The 16,942-nt window shown below is 50.1% G+C and carries 4 protein-coding genes and 1 tRNA gene; 2 read left to right on the top strand and 3 right to left on the bottom strand.

Annotated elements, in window-relative coordinates:
- Positions 1–54: 54 nt before the first annotated feature.
- Both NFR62_RS01215 and NFR62_RS01210 read right to left on the bottom strand, forming a co-directional pair.
- On the bottom strand, positions 55–11,583 hold the full coding sequence (locus NFR62_RS01215) for a glycine-rich protein (RefSeq protein ID WP_251612410.1): 11,529 nt from the start codon (positions 11,581–11,583) through the stop codon (positions 55–57).
- A gap of 607 nt (positions 11,584–12,190) precedes the next feature.
- A complete protein-coding gene (locus NFR62_RS01210; RefSeq protein ID WP_251612408.1) occupies positions 12,191–13,204 on the bottom strand; it encodes a hypothetical protein in 1,014 nt (337 codons plus the stop codon).
- Between the two features lie 180 nt (positions 13,205–13,384).
- Here NFR62_RS01210 and NFR62_RS01205 point away from each other — a divergent pair, with 180 nt between their 5' ends.
- A complete protein-coding gene (locus NFR62_RS01205; RefSeq protein ID WP_251612405.1) occupies positions 13,385–13,615 on the top strand; it encodes an HPr family phosphocarrier protein in 231 nt (76 codons plus the stop codon).
- Positions 13,616–13,714: 99 nt separating this feature from the next.
- On the opposite strand, the gene NFR62_RS01200 is transcribed toward NFR62_RS01205, so the two are convergent.
- A complete protein-coding gene (locus tag NFR62_RS01200; RefSeq protein WP_251612403.1) occupies positions 13,715–16,612 on the bottom strand; it encodes a transglutaminase domain-containing protein in 2,898 nt (965 codons plus the stop codon).
- A 219-nt stretch (positions 16,613–16,831) separates the two neighbouring features.
- On the opposite strand from NFR62_RS01200, the gene NFR62_RS01195 reads away from it, so the two are divergent.
- A tRNA-Glu gene (locus NFR62_RS01195) sits at positions 16,832–16,906 on the top strand.
- Positions 16,907–16,942: the final 36 nt, after the last annotated feature.

The raw sequence follows: 16,942 nt of genomic DNA, 5'->3' as shown, positions 1-16,942 counted from the left end.
AAAGGAACCCGCAAAGGTTCCTTTTTCTTGTGTTTTTGTATTTACGGCATTTTTTTATAAGTCTTCGTCGTTAAAGCCTGAAGAAGGAGGCGGCAACTGCGAAGATTGATTGTTGGGCGCCGTTCCCTGCGTGTTTTGAGGAGCGCCGGGATTGAGCCCTATTGCCGCGTTGGGGTCGGGCGCGCCCTGACCGCTACCGAGCATCATGCCGGGATTCTGCGGCGCCGCTCCCGGTGTGGGAGGCAAATAGCCGTAAGATTGATACGACACGGGCGACGGTCCCGCCGCAAGCTTGAGCATTTGCTCTTCGAGTTCCATTTCGGAAACGAGCAACGCTTCGATTTCTTCGCGCATTTTCTTCTTCTTGCGTATCGCTGCTATTATAATGATGAGTATTATAAGGAACAGCAATATAGCGGCGAAGATTATTATGAACAGCAACGGATTAGATTGCACGCGCGAAATCATGCCGATAAAGAAGTTGGGCGAAGGCAAATCGTCGTTGAAAATCGTGAACGAGTAAGAATAAGTCGCAACCGCGTCGGCAACCTTAACCTCAACTTTCGTGTCGCCCTTGCCCTTAAAGTGGAATCTGAGCGAATTGTTTTGAGTATCGGTTGTAACGCTTATAAGAGTAGACTTAACTGTTTTCGCCGACACAAACCTAAGCTCGTCGCCTTCGGCGTCTTCGAACATTAAGCTTACGGGCACCTCGTATATGCCTTCCGCAGTCATTTGGTTGGCTTTAACGAGAGCTTTCTTTCCGCCCTCTTCCTTGTTGCCGAACGGCTCGCGGAAGTACGGCGATTTGTTGTCTACAACCGTAATTTTAATGGGCACTTTGCTAACTTCGGAAGCTGACGTTGCGGAATTGCCTACAACTACCGACACCAAAGCCATAACTTCTTTGTCTTTGTAATCGCCGCGCAAACTCCAAACGTCGGAGCCCTCAACGTGAATAACGGTTACCGCGTTATCGGGGTTAGAAGTGAGTTCCACGCCCGTAATAATATAACCGGTGCTCTCGTCGCCGTCGGTGTTGGGGTCGTCGAACAACGATTTAGCTGTGAGCGGCATTGTTCTGCGCCAGTAAAGCTTAAATTCGTTGGTTTCCACTTCGTTCGGATTAGGCTTAACTTCGATTTCGATTTTAACGCTAATCGCCTGGCTGTCTTCCGCGCCGGAGTTGCCGCCGTCGTGAACGGTGAGAACAAACTCCTGAACGCCGTATAAGCCCGCCTGAGGCGCAACGGTGAAATACTGGTCGTAAGTTACGAACGATACCATTACGCTCGGCTTTTCGTTCTCGTCCTCGAACACGCTCGACGGATGCCAGTCGTCGTCTTCCATAGGACGCGACGCCGCGCCCGAAATCGTGATGAACGTGGTGGGATTTTCGGGAAGCTTATCGCCGTAATCCTTAACGTCGTCGGGGTTTTTGTCGGTAACGAATTCGAATATCGAATGACGCTCTTGCGGGAACACGTCGGAGCCTTCGGGCACCGTCTTGCCGCCTTTGAGCACTATTCTCTTGCTAACGCCTTCGGTCTGCGTACGGTCGATAGGCTTGGAGTTGCCAACCACGAGCGTTATTGTGAGCGAACCCGTTTTCGCGCCCGACGAGTCTTTAACTATAAGCGTCACCGAATCTTTCGCTCCGCGCTCGTAAGAGTTCGTTTTAAAGCGAAGCACAAGATTGTCGGCGGTAGTCTTAATGTTGAACCGTTTGGTTTCGGCATCGGCAACGTTAGACGTTACGGCGCCCGCACCGTTTTCAAGCCAGAAACGTCCGTTCGCGTCGCCCGAAAGCTCCGCAAGCCCCACTCTGCCAACTCCGCTTTCGGGATTGACAAACGTAAACGTTTCTTTGTATTCGGTGGCTTTCGCATCATAGTCGGTGTCGTCGATAAAGTCCATAAGTGGAACTTCAAGCCAACCGTCTTTATGTTCGAGCAAACCTTCGGTTTCGTCTTTGCCGAGCGTAAGAGTAAGGTACGCGTCGGTTCCGCCGCCGTCGTTATCGTAGGAATAGAACTTCGAATTATATTTGCCGTCTACGTTTTCGGCGTATTTGAACTTGGGCGCACTGTTGCTTATGCCTACAACGATTTCCTTTTCGGAAACGGAAGATTCGTTTACGTCGTAAGCCGCAACCGCGAATTTAAGGTAAATAACGTCGTTTCCGTGTTCTGCCACTTCAACCTTATGACGCACCGTTATGGTGAAGCCGCCGAACGTTCCGAGCACTTTGTGCGCGGGGTCGTTCGCACGAACGTAGTCTATTTTTCCGGGCACAACGCTAAGCGCGTTTTCTGCGGAAGCGCGCACGCCGGGTTCGTTAATGTGGCTGAGGCTGTTCGCGCCCGTCGAATCCAACGTGAACACGTCTAAGAGCCTCATGGTTTTATAGGTGAGTTCGTCGCCGTCGGGGTCGGTGAATAAAGCCACGTCGGTATCCACCTTGTTGTAAAGCAAGAAGTCCCAGCTGCTGCCTTTGGTTCCGTTCACTTCGAAATACGAGTTTCCGTCGCCGCGAGCGTTAAAGTTGGAGTCGGTTACTTCAAGCGGAATAGCCGCCGAGTTTTCAACGCGCAACTGCGCAAGCGCCTGAGCTTCGTAAGCGTCGGCTGCGGGCGGATTAGCGGGGTCAAAGAAGTCGGTGGCGCCGCCCGTGCTGCGCTCAACGAATTTCTCAACCTCGATATAGAACTGGAAGCCCTCTTCTTTGGAGTTCGCTATAAGAGCCTTGCCGTTGGTAGCCTTTGCGGGAACCACATAGAGCACGGTTCCGTCGGGAGAGAACGTCAGCGAGCTAATAAATTCCTGCGTAGCCTTGTAGTTTTCGGAGCCGCCCGAAATATCGGTGCTAAACGCCTTAGAATCGGCGTCGGCTGTAACGCGCGATATAGTATGCTTAGCAACTATCTGCTGAGCCTGTTTGCCTTCGGCAACAAGATTTGCAAATTCGGTGCTCGAAAGCGCTTTAACGGTTGTTTTAGCGTCGTCGCCCTCGCCTTCGGTAGCGTAGTAAAGCATAGAATACACGGTAACGCTGTAACGCGTGCGGTCATAGCCCGCGTCGGCGTCGAACGTAAGTCCGCCCTCGCCGTTCTTCGAAACTACGGGAATAGCGTAGGCTCCGTTGGCGGCGGTGTCGGTAACGCCCGCAACCGCAATTTTTTGAGCGGTCGCATTAGAAGTGTGCATCTGCATTTCGGACGGATAAACGTGAATTCTGAGCTCTATTTCCACAGCGTCGGAAGTTTTGGACGAATACGGGTCGCAAATATAGAACACTACCGTATCATACAAATTATCCGCCGAATTGTTGGATTCGTTGTGGAAGTTTGTGGCGGTTACGGTGAACATGGTGTTGCGCGTTGTAAGCGTTGTTCCGCGTTCGTATTTAAGCGATATCCACGGCGTGGAGTTCGCAACCATACCCGAACTGCTTCCTGCGGGAGTCACCATGAACGGGTCGCTTCCGCTTCTGCCGAGCAAATACATAACGTCGGTGTCGCCTTTGTCTTTATCGATGGCAAAGTCGCTCGTGCGCATGCTTATGCTCTCGCCCACTTTCATTTTAAGGTCGTATATGTTTTTGTTGTTGTCTATCTGCTTCTTGTTGTGGCTGAGGCGCTCTTTGTAGCTACCCATGTTCGCGCCGAGCTTAACCGTGTTAGGGTCGTTAGCAAGCGTGATTGCCTTAGGAGGAGTGGATTTAACTGTGATTTTGAACGTGTAAACCACGCCGAGAGGACTGTCGCCGAGCGAAGCGTTACCGTCGGTGAGAGTTACCGAAACGGTTACGTCCTCGCACGCGCCGAGCGCCTCGAACATAACTGCGGTATAGCCCGATATGCTTCTTTGTTCGGTAGAAGATTCGTAGCGCGTATAGTTGAGCTTATCGACTTTAATCATGCTCTTGCCGTTGTCGCTCACCGAAACGCCGCCGTCTTTCGCGGTATGGTCTATTCTCAACGTCCAAGGAGCGTCGTCGGTAGCCATAGCCATGTAGCCCAAGCTCTTCTTTGGTTTGCCGCTGGTATCCTCGTAGCCGTTGTTAGACTTTCCTATCTGAACGTGCGGGGTGTCAGCGCCGAAAGTCCAAGCAAGTTTGTCGGCGTCGAGCATAGACATGTATGTGCTGTTCGAGCTGACTTGCTCTTTCATGTCGGCGAAATACGTTCCGTCGTAGCTGTTAGCGGTGGTTTTGCCAACCGTGTTGGAGTTCCCCGCGCCCTTAATAAAGTCGGTCCATTGCGTTGCATACAGGGTAAAGTATTGCCCCGTTTCCATTTCTATATTGCGCACGCTCTGAGCGTAAGCTGTAAGCGTGGGAGCGGCGTTTGCTATATGCACCTCTATAACCGCTTCGCAGAAGCTACCGCTGTCTTCGCCGTAGTAACGGTCGGCAAAAGTAAGTTTAACGTATGCCGCAATGTCGGTTTGGCTGAATCCGAACACGCGTTTATTAACGGTTATGGCAAAAGTGTTCGAACTGTTGTCTACCTTGACGGTTATTGCGCCGTCGTGGTCGGTTCCGCCTTTGGGAACTTCGAGGAATTCAACCTTAACCAAGTCGCCGTTTTCCCATGCGTGCAAATAGTCGCCCGTGTCGCGCACAATCGAATCCGAACTGCCGAGTATTTCGCTCTTATTAAGGTAACGGTTCGAACTTGTGCTGAACACCATGTTCGCGTCGTAAAGAATTTCGGAGAAGCCGTAGCTTACCGTTTTACCCGTTCCGAGCGAAATTCTGCGTCCCGCATAATTTTTGCCGCCCACAACCGTTCCGTCCTCGTTTTGAACTCCGCCAACGTTTATAGTTTGGTCTAAGTTACGCGTAAGAACTTCGGGATGCGAGTTTCTAACTTCCACGTTAAGAGTTATAACGTCGAACGCGGAATCGCTGAAATGCGTCCTATTCGACGCGGTGCCAACAGAAAGGCTGTCGTACACCATAACTTTTAAAGGATAGTATATTTTCTTAACGGTGAACGAGCCGTTATCGAAATCGGTGAATTCGACTTTAAGACCGCGCGCAGCCGCTTGGCTCACTATCCATTCTTTGTGTGTGCCTTTGCCCGTAGACGTATCGGCGTCGTAAGCTTCTTTGCTGTAATCGAAAGTTGTTATATGGCTGGGTACTATTGTAATCGACTTACTGTCTATGCCCGAAGGCGCAACCGTGAAGTAGTTTGTATACCCTTTGTTAATAGAGTTTTTCACCGTGCTGTTTAGCACCGTTTCGCCCGTAGACCTATCCAAAACGTCGTCCACATGTCCGCTCGTTTCGTCTACGCCGAAATACTTTCTCACGCGCTTATATGCGTCGGTATGCAAAGCCTGCGATTTTTTCTCCATAGCGGCGATATAGTTGAGTTCGTCGGAGGTAAAGTTCGCCGTCAACGAATGAGCAAAGAAATATACGTCTTCGCGGTAAGACAGCGGATTCGTGTTTCCGCTCATAAAGAACGTGGCTTGGTCGTGCGAACTGTCGGAAGCTATAATTTTGTAGTTTTCAAGTCCGCTGTTCATATATTCGGCTTCGTCAATGTCTTTATTAGACGAAAGTATAACGTTGTAGCCTGTGGAAGCGTCTATGGCAATATCGTATTCCATGTTGCTTCCGCCATCTTCTTCATCCATTTGAAGCGGCGTGTTTGCAACCGTAAGAGGCACCGTAATGTTTATCGGGTCTATATCGGTAGCTCTGCTCCATTTTTGCCCGTCGGGCGACGACCACAACGTCATGCGAACAATAAGTTTGAGCGAACCTACGCTGCGAACTTTGTTCTTTTTAATAGTAACGCCCTGTTCGTCTTCTAAAAAGTATTGTGAGGTTCCGTTGTTTACGGCAATGGGATTTATTTTGTTGCCGCCGGAATCCACGCCGGTAGGAACCAAAAATCTTTGCTGTCCGTCAAGATACTTGGATTTTTGGTTAATCATGTTGTCGGTTACACCGAAAGTAACGTAAGGACAGTTGTTGTTTTCGCCGTAAAGGTCGCTTCCCGTCCACGAACGGAAACCGTCGGAAATCGTGAACGCTTCCAACACCTTAGAGGGGTCTTGCGAACGGAAATCGGCAATGTCGTAGTAGGCGGCATACCTCTGGGCGGTACCGCGCGCGGGCTGAGTTATGTTGTTCATTGCCCACGAGAAGTAGCTCACGGGAACGGCAACCGAGCCGCTTGCGCCAACGTCTATGCCCTCGTAACGGAAAACGTCGGGAACGCCTTCAACTTCGGTATAAGTGTAGTAATCGTTGTAGTATTTTGTGTTCTTATCGGCGTCTTTGGCGGTCCACACGTTGTTCATGTTTACGCCTTTGTTCGAATCGGTGCTCGCCCAACGCGTCATATTGTCTATGATGCCTTGCGCACGGATTTTCACCGAGAACGAGAATATGCCGTTGGAGTTGTAAAGGTCGGTAATGGAAATTTTCGGCTCGTAAAGTCCGCCCGAAGTAGGCGTGCCGCGGTCGCCCACATAAGCGTTGGTGCCGCTCACCGAGTGTCCGCCCGCCGTAGCTTGCTGCGTGCCTACCGGCATAGAAAGTACGCGGTTTCCGTCGCGCAATCTTATTTTAACCTGTATTTCCTGAGTGGGCGTTGTGGTTAAGTTAAACGCCACAATCCAGTTAGAGGTTACATGCGTAATTGCGGGGTCGGTGGTCATGTTGCCGTCATCGTCGAAGAACAAAATTTGAACAATATTCTGCTCTTTAAGATAATCCTGCCCATGATTGTAAAAGTCGTTTACGCCAACCGCGCTCTGCCCGTCTATCGGGTTGTTCGCGTCCGACATAACGTTAAAGGTTTGCGGCGTATTTCTGTTGTCGAGGTCGGCGGCGTGGAGCACAAGTCCTTGCGCTTCGTCGGGGTCTTGAGCAATATACCGCACTTGCGAACTCGTATAGTTATAGTTGGCGGGTTTGCCTAACGCGGTAAGTTTCGTGTTTACCGCCGTTTTATACAAATCCATAACTTTGTCGTTAGACGCGATATAAAGCGGTTTTTCAACGCTCGTATAAGCGTTGTTTTGGGTGTGTTCCTTACCGAAAGGATACACGTTGGTATCTTCGCCCTCTTTGAACAGGTTGGCAACTATAACGTTGGTGCTATCCGACTCGCCGCGCCACAAATACGAATGCGGCTTAGTGTCGTCTTCGCGGGTGTCTTCCATAGCGTTGCTACCCGTCATATCGGCGTATTCGGGGGTGGAATTGTGCACCTCTACCTGCAATATATATTCGGCGTCTTTATACGTTCCTATGGCATCGTCCATAACGTAGAACCTAATCCACACGCCGCCGGGAACGCCTTGCGTACTCGAAAGACCGCGAATAATAAGGCAGTTGTTGTAACCCGAACGGTTATTCGAGCCGGCGCCTATATAGGCGTTTACAAACACGTTTTGGCTCTTGCCTTCATCGTCTAATCCGAACGGAACAAATTCGCCCGAACCGTTTTTGGTGCCCACTTCTATGCCGACGTGTTCTTGAACGGTGGTAAATTTAACTCTGTCGCCGTCGGGGTCTATGAAAAGGTCGTTAAGAGTGTATTCGCGCACGTTGTAGGTGTTCGAATTGATTACGAAATAATCGAGAATAACTTCGTCGCCGCTTTCGCCGTGAGTTTTGTTAGACTCCGCGCTCGAACTGTTTGCAAGCGCGGGAGAAGCCGAAAGGTTTATAATTCCCACGCTCGGGCGAAGCACCGGCAACGAGTTGTCTACTTTTAAATGAATTTCCGCAGTAGCGGTTTCGCCCGCCGAATTTGTTACCACATAGTTAAACGATAAGAAACCGTTAGACGGAGTTTTGCGACTCGCGGTAATTTCGAAATATTCGGCGCAGTTCGGCGTTTCTCCAAAATATTTAACGGTGCCGTATGTGCCGCCGCCCGAAACGCTCGGATTTTGGTCTACCGGCGCAACCGTAAGTTTTTTAAGCTTAAAGTCTGTTACCGGCGTAGTGCTCGCAATGGCGTCGGCAGCCGAACTGCCCGCATAAACGGTTATGTTTTTGTTCACGCCCGTAAGCATTTCGGAATGCCCCGCAGAGTTGGGAACCGTGTTGAACGACGCAATAGAACCGTCGCTGTTCAAATTGTTCACCGTGTAGGTGTCGGGGTCGTAGAACAAGTCGTAAGGGCTAACAAGCACCTTATCGCCCACTTGCATAGTAAATTCGAACACCGCAACCGTAGTATAATCGGTTTTGTTGCGAGTTGTGAGTCCATTGCGTTCGTTATAGCCGAGCGGAGTTGCAAGGCTGTTGTTGCGAACCGAATTATCCGAACCGTCGGCATTGAAAGTGCTGAACGGAGTGTTGGTTACGTTCACGGCAATGGCAACCGTGCCCGCACTGTTGTGCGTGTCGGTTACGTCTACGGGCACTTTCAAATACGAACCCATAGTAGACTTTTTAAGCGTTATAGCCAAACCGTCGAACCCAACATAATGAACGGTGTTGCTCGCATAGGTAACGTCCATAAAGTATATTATTCCGTTACGGTGAAGCGTTTCTATTTCGTCGTCGGTAAGCCCGAGCAACACGCTCGTGCGGGCGTAAAGCCTTACGCGCGAAATCGTAAAGAATTCTTTAAAGCCGTCGAGAACGTTGTTTCTGTTGGCATACGCGGGGTCATCGGTGGGAAGTCCCGCAGTTATTTGCGTGTTGGTGGCGGAACGCGCGTCGGGCGTGAGGAAAACAGCCTCGCGTTGGCTGAACGACGCAGGAGCACTGTTATCCGCCGAAGCGTCTAAAATAGCGTTTGTGCGCGAACCTACAGGCGATTTGAACGTTACCGTTCTGCCTGCGGATTTATACAAACTGTAGTTGTCGGCATCGTAAGCAAAAGGCATAACGTTTTTGCCGCCGTTTTGCGCAATAGAGTTCGTTAAAAGCGCAGCCTCGTCGCCGCCTTGAACGAACGGGGTGCCTATTCCGAAGTAGTTATAGCTTGCGTCGCGTACTCCGAAAGGAGTTACGTAATGAGTGCTGCCCGCCGCGCCCGATATAGACGGAACGCCCGAAATCTGCGGAGCAGCCGATTGCACGGTTACGGCAATCGGGAACCAAATTCCCTCGTCGTCGGGAGCGCCGCTGTCTATTACGCGCACCAAAATATAGAAATGCCCTACTCGGAAGTTGCCGTCCGTTTTTTGAGCGTTCGCATATTTAAGCCTGCTCGCCTTGTTTGCAACAAGCGTTATTTCGGTGCGAGCGTTCAAAGCAGAGGTTTTCGCGTTAAGGTAGTAACCCAAGAACGAAACGTCGTTATTGCCTTGCGTTTGCGAGGACGCAAAGCCCGCGTCGCCCGCAGCATTGTTTACCTTATAAATATATTCGGCGTTAAATCCCGTAGGCGCGTTAGGCGTTTGGGCGGTTGTAAGCACTGTGTCGCTCTTGTTGCCGTAGCTCGTGTTTGCCATAACATTATAGTTAGAACTCGAGTTCTTGGGCGTAACAACTTTGCCGTAGGTATCAACGAGAACAAATTCGTTGGTGGGCACAACAACGTCGGCAATAGTTAAGGTGTTGCCGTCGGGGTCGGTGCACAACGCCGACACGTTTATGCTTTGCGATTCTCCCGCCCTAAGCGTTATATTTTGCTCGGTGGCGTTAAGTTCGGGGCGCAAATTCTCCACGCGGTACACAATATCTACCGCAACGGTTTTTTGCACCACGCCCGAAGATTTATCCAAAAGCTGAACCGTTACCGTGAGAACATAGTAATAGTTGCCGGGCGCAAGTCCGGGTTTTGCCGAAAGCACTATGTCGCGCTTGCCGCGCTCGTAGTTGGCTGTTGGCGTAGACGAACCGTTATAATATGTTGTGGTTACCTTTTGCCCCCACTCCACCTTAGTAAAGTTAGAGCTGTTGGTTGCGCCCGCTTGCGTGTTGATTGCGTTAGAGGCGCCGGTATCGGCATTATACCGCGTTGTTTGGTAAGTTACCGTTGTGGATAGCGCCACCGTTTCTTCGCCCGGAACGGTGGAAGCGTACATGTTATGAATATTTACCGTTTGTTTTTTGGTGGAAACAAGCGGCTCGCCGAGCCAAATAGTGGGTCGGTTGGCTCCGAGAGGGTTATAAATGGCGTTAGCCGCCGTTGCGCTACCCACGCTCGTTGTGGTGCTCAAACCTCTGCGAATGGGGTTTCCGCTCGCGCTTGTGCCGTTTGTATTCGTGGTTAATTTGAAATCGCCCGAGCTACACTGCAAAGTCATCTTAACCCAAACGTCGTGGCCGTGACTGTCGGTAACTTGAATGTAGAACGCTTTCGTTCCGCTCCAATATCTTAAAACTCTGACGCTGAACGTTCCGTTCCCCGCCGTCATAGCCCAAGTAATCCAGTAGTTATTGCCCGCAACCGAGTTTGCGGGAGTGGTGGTTGCCGCGCTCATATAAATGCCCGCTTTGCACACCACAGCGTCGCCGTCGGCGTCCGCGCAACGGAGCGAATCAGCCGCCGTCGCAGTGCCCGCAACCGTAATAGTTTTGTTTGTGGTACGGTTTACCGTTATTGTTGCGCTGTTGCCGCCGTTTTGCGTGGGAGCAACGTTCATTTGCGTTATGCGCGCATAACCCGCGCCGCTGTGCCCCGTTTCGTTACCCGCACCGGGTGCGCTACCGGGCGCGGAGAAAGTTTGCGTGCCGTCGTAGCACGTTTTATTCACACCCAAAGCGCTAACGAGCTGAGAGTTTCCGATATAGCCGGAACCGCCCGCGCCGCCGCCGTCGCCTATAGACGCGCCGCCGCCGTACCAGCCGCCGCCGCCGCCGCCGCCGTCGTCTTTTGCCGCAGAACCGACCTGAGTGGTGTCGCCGCCGCGATTTCCGCCTTGCCCGAACGTACCCGCTCCATTACCCGTGCCGCCGCCGTCCTGACCGCCGCCCGTGCTACCGGCGCCGGGTTTTCCCGTAGCGCCGCCGCCCGCGCCGCCGTTATAGTTTCCGACGCTACCGGCATAGCTGTTTCCGCCGCCGCCGCCGCCGCCCGCAACGATAAGAATATTATCTTTCCTACCCGTGCCGATTGCCGCGATAGTTCCTGTGATTTTAGCGATATGGGTAGCGCCGCCGCCCGCACCCGACGAACCTGCCGTACCGGCATGACCGCCGCCGTTATAACCGCCGCCCGTGCCTGTTCCGTTACCGCCTGCGCCGCCTACGCCAACATACAAAGTAGTGTTTGACGCCGCGCTGAACATACCTACGGAATAGCCGCCTCTGCCGCCTATGCCTGTGCCGTCGTTGCCGCCTGCCGCGCCCCAAACTTCGAGCTTATAATAGCCCGCAGCCATGCCGGTAAGCGACTGAATTCCGCCGTTATATGGGAAATTCCAATACTTATAGCCCTGAGAGGTTGTGCCGTTCGGCGAAGAGTAAGCCGCAACGCCGTCTACGCGCTCGTCCATTCCGTCGGACTCGACAGTAGTTCCCGCCTTGCCTGCCTGAGCTTGAGCATAGTTCACACCTAAAATGCTCGCGCCCGAAACAGCCAAAAGCACCGCCAACATAACTGTCAGCAACAACGGAAGCAACCGCTTTTTCGCTTTTTCTACCATAGATTTATATTCCTCACTTGTGTGGTTTTTACAAAACATGTTTAATTTCGCTCTCTCCGCCCTCTTTGCCGTAAAAAACGCAAATTCGCGCAAGATTGCTCGGAATAGCGTTATTATGTGCGCATGTACGCACTTTCTCACGCTATATACTATATAATATCACTCAAAAGCGGTTTTGTCAACAGTTTGTTCATAATTTTATGAACAAATTATGAACAAATTCTAAAAATTTGCCTTCGATAGTAAAAAATAACAGTTTCGCAGTTATGTCATTGCGAGGAGCGCGCAGTGCGACGCGGCAATCCCCTACACGGAGCGTAAGCCGTAGCGTTATTCGTTTAGTGCAAGAGATTGCTTCGCTACGCTCGCAATGACAGTATGGTTTACGCTCGCAATGACAGCTCGTAGAAAATGGTTTTACGCTCGCAATGACAATTCGCAGAAAGATTGCTTGCGCTCGCAACGACAAGAAAAAACTTACGTTTTAAAAAGGGCGGGGACACAATCGAAAAGTGTCCCGCCCCTTTGAGCGTTTTCGCCTAAGCCTTTTTCAATCAAAAGACCGGAATTACACAATAGCGCCACGTTGCGGCGCACCGCAATAAATTTAAAATAATCCTTTTGCTAAATATTCCAAATTGCTCATCTTTTCTTCGAGTTCGGAAGCGATTTCACTGCAACGAACGGTGTTTTTAAGAGAAGTAAACATTAGTTTTATTGATTTTAATTCTTTAAAGCCGAGAGCGGCATTGAACGCGTCGGCAACTATGAGCAATTCCTCGCGCTCTTTAATAGAAACGTTTTCGCTCTTTGCCACAACCGACATAAGCTCGCAAGTAACTTCGCCGAGCGACGCAAGCAAGCTCTCGTCGGCAACGCTGTTTTTTGTGTCGGCAGCGTTTTCTGCGCCCGCACCGTTCGCGGGTTCTAATACCGTAGAAGCCACCGCCGAAAACCGTTCCGACAACGCGCCTTGCCCGTCTCCGTTTTTAACCGCCGAAAGCGAATCTTCCTGCACAGTCCGCCCTATTAAAGAATCCACAAAAAAATCGGGCTCGCTTGTGGGCGGAATAATAATGCCCGGTTCGGGAGCCTGCGACGGCTCGGCATAACCCGAATCGGCGCTTACAATCTTTTCTATATAATCGGGAATACTTACCGACGCTGTGGGCGCGTTCTCGAACACCGCGTTGATATTCTCAACGAACGGCTTAACTATTTTGCGAAAAAACGCTCTAAGCTCGGTGTTTGCGTCGGCGTCGTAGAAATATGTATGCAAAAGTTTTTCTATGTTCAGCTTGCCCGTGTCGATTGCAAAAAGCATGCAAAACGCAAATTTGATTTGCTCGTAAGGGTCTGTCGGCACGGCTATATACGCTCTACCCGCAGGGTCGCGCAGTTGCGCCGCTCTAAACTCTCCTATAAAGTTATAGCCTTCGGTTGCGCTCATCAAAAATTCGTAGAGCGGACGCGAGCCCGCCACGCTTTGCAACAGTTTAGACAGTTTACCCGAAACGATTATGTAAGTGGCGTTCATAAGTTCGCTTGCCGCCGCGTTAAACCGTTCGAGCGACTTTGTTACGTCGTTTTCCATTGCGGAATAAATTTGCTTTCTGTCCATATAATAACAACCCCTATTGCCTTCTTTCGATATTAGTGTACCATATTTTCACTGAGGAAACAAGCACTTTTTTTGCGATAAAAAAATAAATATAAAAATATTTTGTAAAACGATTGCATTTTTAGCCGTTTTCGTTTATACTGACTGTAACAAATACTAATCTTAGGGAGGAATATAGTTTTGAAATCTTTGCAAATTTCTTTGAGTATGGCGGAGAGCGTGAAATCGTTTGTGAATATCGTGAACAAATACCCTTACGATATAGACCTTCACAGCGGCAGATTTATGATTGACGCAAAATCTTTGCTCGGAATTTTCAGCCTTGATTTATCGAAGCCGCTTGTGCTTGAAATTCACAGCGACAAATGCGACGACCTTGTTGCGGAAATAGACAAATTCATAGTTAAATAAAATTTTTAAGTTTGTAAAAAGGGCGAGACACTTTTGTGCCTCGTCCTTTTCTTTATCTTTTTATGTTTGGGATTGCTTCGCTACGCTCGCAACGACAACTTACGCACGGTTAGAACGGGTTGCCGTTGCGGTGCGCGTCGTGGTTGCGGCGCGCTTTTTGGTTTGGCTTCCGCCTTTGCCGCCGTTTCCCGAATTGCCGTTTTTCTTTTTCATAACGAAGTAAACCGCAACGCAAGCGCCCGCCGCCACAACTACCACAGCGATAATTATGCCGACTATAAGCCCGGCTTTGCTCTTTTTCGCGGGTGACGCGGTAACGATTTCGTGCCCCGCCGCTTCAATCATATCGGCTTCGGTAACTATAATTTTGGGTTGAGCCAACACGATTCCTCTTTGGGTGCAGTCGTTTGCCACGCGTTCGGATATGAACGACACTTCCACAATATTGCCGCCGTCTTTAAGGTCGGAGTACGCAATTTTAAGCTCACCCCCCCCCGCAGCCATATCGCGTTCCGCTCCGTTTATAAGCACGCGGTTCACTTTATAGCCGCTGTCGGGCGTAACGGTGTAGCTTACTCCGCTTTCGGTAACCGTTTCTATAACGGTTCTGTCAAGCTTTCCGCCCACTCCGTCTACACTCGCGTAAATGTTTTTAGAAGCTTTAACTTTGCTCGAATCAACCGCGCAAATCATAAACGGGCTAAAGCTTTTAACCGTTGCTATTATTCCGTATTCGGAAACAACGCAAGGAATTTCTTCCACCGTGTCGATTGTGCCGTCGGGCTTGCGCGTATAATGATAAACCGTAAAGGTAACGCCCGCGTCTTCGGGTCCGTAACCTTCGGGGAACCCGAAACCGACTTGCATGTAGCTTCCTTTGGGAACCTGACGCACAACGCCGCAAAGCTGCAAATCTATTTGATAAGTGGAGCTCGCTTTAATATCCTCTTTGTTTATGTCTATTTCGGAAGATTCAAGGAGTTTATCTTCCATAACTTTGTTTTCCGCGTTGCTCGGCTCGTTTACAACAAGCATAAGCTGACTGCGTTGGTCCCCCGCTACGGGTTGCCCGTTTTGGTCTTTAAATTCGGTAAGCGACATGTCTTCCGCGCCAACGAATTGGGGTTGACCGAACACCTGCAAATAAAGTCTGCCGTCGTTAAAAACTTTCGAGCAAACAACTTGCTTCATTTTAAACGTGTAGCCGCCGCCGGGCTCGGGCGCTTTCCCGCTATTCTCGCCCACAACGTTCGTGGGCGCAAAGTCGTACATTTCGCAATTATGCGCATAGTATTTGCTCGGCGTGAACGTAAACGAAATGGAGTTTTCGTCGGGATTCCACACCACGTTTTCTATGGTAACGTATTTTTCTATGTCGTTGTGCGACGCATAAACTTTAACCGACACATCGGCGTGCGTTTTGCCTTCTATGGGAACAAGTTTTTCGCTGTACACAAGCTTAATGTCCATAGGCTTAAAACTCTTGATTGAGCCGAGTTCGTAAGGAATTTTCGTTTTAACATGCGGCGCGGGTTTATATGTTCCGAAACCGTCGTTAGTATATGCGGAGCTAATCACAACAACGTGCTCTTCCGCAGTTTTAGGCAAATACGAATAGAATATTCCGTCGGGATTACAATCGAAAATACCTTGTTGAATTCTGAAAGTGGACGGATAGTGCGGTTGAATACTATATTCGTCTATATATCCGAATCCGCCTTCGCCGTGATACCATGCGGCTATTCCCGTCCATACGCCCCATACGCCGTCTTCGCCGCAAGTACGCATAGCCAAATATTTGCCCTCTTCTTCGAGCTGCAAAAAATTCTTGCCCTCGTAGCTTACTCCCAACGTTAGGTTAGTGCTCTTATCGCCGCCTACGTCCACTTCTTTGTAACCGAATTCAACGGTTCCGATAGTTCCTTCGTCTTTAAATACAAAGCCGCTCTTATCTTCGTTCACGCAGTAATTAAGCGGACGAAGCGCAGGATATTTGAGTTTGAAGCCCGACGAAGAAATAACTCCGTCTTCGAAATGCCCTACCGAAAAGAGCTCCTCTCCGCCCAACAAATATTTTTTAAGGTTTTTGCTCGAATCGTTCCAGGTAACGTCCACGCCATACCACAGCCCGCCGACCTGAACCGCGTTCCACATGTGAGCGATATATCCCGCTTCGTCGCCTTCCGACGAAACGCCCGAATATCCGTTGCCCTGAACGAGAACGCAAGGAATATCAAGACGGTCCATAACAGCTTTAAACGCGCGGGAATAGCCGCCGCAAAGAGCTTTTCCGTTCACAAGCGAACCGTAAGCCGTGTTCACATTTCCGTCTTGAATTACTTCGCCCGAAAGCCCGTCTTGGCGAGCGCCGTAATCGTATTCTGTTTTTTCGGCAATGGCGGCGTTCGCAAATTCTATTTGCGTAACGGGGTCCGCTCCCGCCGCTTTCGCGTCGGCAACGATTTTATTGATTGCCGTTTCGTAGTCTTGTATTGCTTTTTCCACTTCGGCAACGCTCGAAAAAGCGTTGTCGATATAGTAGCTTTCAGCCGTGCCGGTGCTTACAAAAGCAACGTATTTGCCGTTTTGCATTCCCGCGCTGAGGTAAAGTTTATATACGTCTATGTAGAACAAATCGGGATTATCCATGTAAAAAGCGTCGCGCGCCGCACCGAAAGCGACGGGAATTTTAGGCGAACTGCCGTCTACATAAGCCGCAACGTCGGATTCCGTAAGCACTCCCTTGCCCACAAGGTCGTATTCGCCTTTGCCATCGGTAAAGGTTCCGTTTTCCGCCATGCTTTTCATTACTCCGTAGAACTGTTGCGCCATAGGGCTCTTTTTCAATTCTTCGTAGTAGTAGGTTCGTCCCACGTTTTGTGTTTGCGTTTCGGCAGTTGCCGTCGCCGCGTTTAAAAGTCCGATTCCCGCAAAGAGGACGGACGCAAACAACAGAACAGCGCACAATGCCGAAGCACGTTTTGTGTTTGTTTTCATTTTAACCTCCAAAGAAATTGGTACTGTGTGATTATATGCCACAATTTTGAAGATGTCAATTAAAAAACACCCCTTTTTCAAGAATTTAAGGGTAAATAAGCTCAATTTAACGCCTTTTTCGGCGGTTTTTAACCGCCCTTTGCGATTTCGAAAAAAACTTGCCGAAATCGCTTGCGTTCTTTTGCGCGACTGTGATATAATTACAAAGCTTGTGAGTTTGCCACCATAGTCTAGCGGTCAGGACGTTGGCCTCTCACGCCGAAGTCAGGGGTTCGATTCCCCTTGGTGGTGCCAAAAATTCCGTTATGCTTTTTTGCATGACGGGATTTT

Source organism: Pumilibacter muris (genome assembly GCF_943193045.1).
Taxonomy (GTDB): domain Bacteria; phylum Bacillota; class Clostridia; order Christensenellales; family Pumilibacteraceae; genus Pumilibacter; species Pumilibacter muris.
The sequence above is the reverse complement of the archived record's forward strand: the minus strand, read 5'-3'. Positions and strand labels throughout refer to the sequence as shown.

Bases quoted from the DNA above. Each gene is read 5' to 3' on its own strand.
- NFR62_RS01210 (WP_251612408.1), bottom strand. From the start codon at position 13,204: ATGGACAGAAAGCAAATTTATTCCGCAATGGAAAACGACGTAACAAAG.
- NFR62_RS01200 (WP_251612403.1), bottom strand. From the start codon at position 16,612: ATGAAAACAAACACAAAACGTGCTTCGGCATTGTGCGCTGTTCTGTTG.
- NFR62_RS01215 (WP_251612410.1), bottom strand. From the start codon at position 11,583: ATGGTAGAAAAAGCGAAAAAGCGGTTGCTTCCGTTGTTGCTGACAGTT.